Below are 3,595 nucleotides of genomic sequence, written 5' to 3'. Positions count from 1 at the left end.
CAGTATCCGTGAGGGGTGGCCGGAACCACCCCCGTGGGCCCCGGCCACCCCTCACGGATACTGCGACGCCGGGAGGGGCCGGTTGGTTCGCTCCGGGACCTGCTCAATTCGAATCGCCCGTGACAGACTTCTGAACGGTCCGATTTCTGACGGTCCATCAGATCTGTTGCCGGGGAGGCGCCTTGTCGCACGGTCGCACACCTGTGGTCACCGGCTGGTTCACCGGGGAGGGCGAGGGGTTCCGCCTACTCGGCACGTGCTGCTCGGCGTGCGGTTCGGTGTTCTTCCCACGCGAGGACGTCTTCTGCCGCAACCCGGGGTGCGGCGGGGGCGAGTTGCGGGAGGTGCCGCTGTCCCGGCGGGGTCGCGTGTGGTCGTACACCGACGCCCGTTACCGGCCTCCGTCACCCTACGTGTTCGATCCGGAACTCCCGTGGGAGCCGTACGCGTTGATCGCTGTGGAACTGGCCGCGGAGCGTCTCGTGGTGCTGGGGCAGGCCGTTCCCGGGGTCACCGTCGCCGATCTGGCGGTGGGCATGGAGGTGGAAGTCGTCCCCGGCGTGCTGCACGAGGACGCGGAGACGACCTGGACGACGTGGCACTGGCGGCCGACGGGGGTGACGGCGTGACGGGAGAGGTGGCGGTGCTCGGCACGGGCATGCACCCGTGGGGCAAATGGGGCAGGAGTTTCGTCGAGTACGGCACGGCGGCCGCGCGGGCGGCGCTGGACGACGCCGGGATCGACTGGCGGGACGTCGGTTCGATCGTCGGGGCCGACACGGTGCGTGGCGGCTATCCGGGGTACGTGGCGGGGGCGACCTTCGCCAAGGCGCTGGGCTGGCAGGGAGCGCGGGTCACGAGTGTGTACGCGGCCTGCGCGTCGGGGGCTCAGGCGGTGGCCGCCGCCAGGGCCCAGATCCTCGGGGGTCTCGCGGACGTCGTGCTCGTCGTGGGTGCGGACGCGGCGCCGAAGGGGTTCTTCCGGCCCGCGGGCGGGGACCGCCCGGACGACCCGGACTGGCTGCGGTTCCGGGTTCTCGGCGCGACCAACCCGACGTACTTCGGACTGTACGCGCGGCGCCGGATGGCGGTGCACGGTGACACCCAGGAGGACTTCGCCCGGGTCAAGGTGAAGAACTCGGCGCTGGGGGCGCTCAATCCGTACGCGCGGTACCGCAAACGGGTCACCGCGGAGGAGGTCGCGGCCTCCGCCGTCGTCGCGGACCCGTTGCGGCTGCTGGACATCTGCGCCACCTCGGACGGGGGTGCGGCACTCGTGCTGTCCAGCCTGGAGTTCGCGCGGCGGCACGGTGTGGACCGGCCGGTGCGGATCCGGGCGGTGTCCACGGTGACGCCGCGCTACCCCACCACGGTGCTGGATCTGCCGGACATCGCGACGGACTCCGCGGTGACCGTGGAGCCGAGTGCCGAGACGTTCCGGGCGTCGATCGCGCGGGCGGCGTACGAGGAGGCGGGCCTCGGACCGGACGACCTGTCGCTCGCCGAGGTCTACGACCTCTCCACGGCGCTGGAGTTGCAGTGGTACGAGGATCTGGGGCTGTGCGGCGAGGGCGAGGGGGCGAAGCTGCTGCGGGACGGGGTGACGGCGCTCGGCGGTCGTACACCGGTGAACACGAGCGGTGGTCTCGCGTCCTTCGGCGAGGCGGTTCCGGCGCAGGCGATCGCCCAGGTGTGCGAGCTGGTCCGGCAGTTGCGGGGAGAGGCCGGTGACCGGCAGGTCGCGGGCGCGCGTGTCGGGCTCAGCGCGAACCAGGGGCTGTTCGGGCATGGGTCGGCGGTGATCGTGGTGCGGTGACGCGCGTGGTCGGGAGCGCGGAGTTCGGGGTGCGCTGACGCGTGCGATCGGGAGGCGGCGTTCGGGGTGCGGTGACGCGCCCAGTGGGGGCGGTGGCTCGGCGCCGGGTCGGCCGGGTGTCCGAGAGGGGCGGACAGGTGTGCGTCCGGGCTGTGCCGGACCGGGAATCATGCGTGAACAGCTCATGAACCGGGTTCCGGAGGGTGCGGGCGGCGTCATCATGCTGCCGTGCCTTCCTGGTCGGACACGCTCCGCTTCGCCTTCCAGCCGATCGTCAATCTGACGACCGGAGGAGTGTCGGCGCTGGAGATACTGGTGCGCCCCGAGAGCGGTGACGTGCTGGCGGAGGCCCGCCGGAACCCCGAACTCGACGGCTGGCTCGCCGCGTCCGCGATCCGGGCCGCGGCCCGGATGGAGACGCTGCTGCCGCTACATGTGAACGTCTTCGCGGCGACCCCGGCCGATCTGGGCGGCCTGGCCGCGCTGCGGGACGCCGTACGGGACGTGCGGCGGCTGCCGTGGGAGGTGACCGTCGACATCGTGCCGCCGTACACGCACGTGCCGCGGTCGGCCCTGCTGGAGGCGGTCGTCGGCCTCCGGAGCGAGGGCTTCCGGATCTGCGCGGACGGGGTCGGGGACGGCGACGTACCGCTGCGCACGCTGGTGGATCTGGCGCCCGACCTGGTGAAGCTGGACGCGTCGCTGCTGGCGCGGCCCGCGGCCGTGCGGGCGATGCGGACGCTGTGCGACGAGATGGGCGCCCTGTTGTCGGTCGAGGGGGTGGAGACGGAGGGGCAGTGCGCGGCAGCGCGGGCGGCGGGCGCGCAGCTGGCGCAGGGCGAGTTGTTCGCGCCGCCCGCCCGGCTGCCCGCGGCGGACGTGTACGTGCCGCGCCTCTCCCCTGTGGCCCCGGTACCGGTTTCCGGGCCCTCGGTGCGGCAGTTCCTGCGTCCGGCCGCGCTGTTGCCCGCGTCGGCGTCGGCGGGTGAGGTGCGGGTGCTGCTCACCGGAGCTCCCGATGTGTCGGGGGTGCTGCTCGTGGACGACTGCGGGAGCCCGGTGCGGTCGGTGCACCGGTCGCGGTTCCTGTTGTCCCTGTCGGGGCGCTACGGGCACGCGCTGTACGCCGACCGGCCGGCCGCGCGGCTCGCCGATCCGCCCCGTGCGGTCGGGGTCGACGCCACGGCCTGGGAGGTCCTCGACGTCGTGGCGGTCGGCGATCGGGACCGTACGACGGACGATGTCGCGGTGGTCGACCGGTCCGGGCGGTGCGTGGGTGTCGTACGGCCGGCGGATCTGCTGCGGGCGCTCGCCGAGAGCCGGGTCGAGGAGGCGGCGGGGCTCAACCCGCTGACGCGGCTGCCCGGTTCGGACGCGCTGATGGATGAGGTCGACCGGTGGCTCGCGGAGGGGCGGGCGTTCGCGTTGAGCTGGCTGGACATCGACCACTTCAAGCAGGTCAACGACGGGGCGGGGTTCGCCGCGGGCGACGAGTTGATCCGGTCCGTGGGGCGGGCGTTGCAGCGGGCCGCGTCCGGGGCGACTCGGGTGGGTCACATCGGCGGTGACGACTTCCTGGTCCTCGCCGAACCGGACGCACTCGATCCGTTGGCCGCGTTGATGCTCGACACCCTCTGGTCGGCGGGCGGACACTCGATCACGCTGTCGCTCGCCACGGTCGTGTGCGCTCCCGGCAGCGTCCCGGACCACCGGCAGGCCGCCGCGTGCCTGGCACCGCTGAAGCAGGCCGCCAAGGCGCTGGGCGGGGCCAGTTGGGTG

At 73.2% G+C, this 3,595-nt stretch carries 3 protein-coding genes; all 3 read left to right on the top strand.

The features are described from left to right. Positions 1-203: 203 nt before the first annotated feature. Positions 204-629 carry a Zn-ribbon domain-containing OB-fold protein gene (locus AOK23_RS37280; RefSeq protein WP_055716912.1) on the top strand — a complete coding sequence of 142 codons (426 nt, stop codon included), beginning with the start codon at positions 204-206 and terminating at the stop codon, positions 627-629. Then, positions 626-1,816, top strand: coding sequence for a lipid-transfer protein (locus AOK23_RS37275; RefSeq protein WP_055716913.1), 1,191 nt, complete (start codon positions 626-628; stop codon positions 1,814-1,816). The genes AOK23_RS37280 and AOK23_RS37275 overlap by 4 nt, the downstream gene beginning before the upstream one ends. 228 nt (positions 1,817-2,044) lie before the next feature. Then, positions 2,045-3,595: GGDEF domain-containing protein (locus tag AOK23_RS37270; protein ID WP_055716911.1), on the top strand; the 1,551-nt coding region annotated here is incomplete at its 3' end.

Origin of the sequence: Streptomyces torulosus (genome assembly GCF_001419765.1) — a bacterium.
GTDB lineage: Bacteria > Actinomycetota > Actinomycetes > Streptomycetales > Streptomycetaceae > Streptomyces > Streptomyces torulosus.
This window is presented reverse-complemented; position numbering and strand designations above follow the sequence as displayed.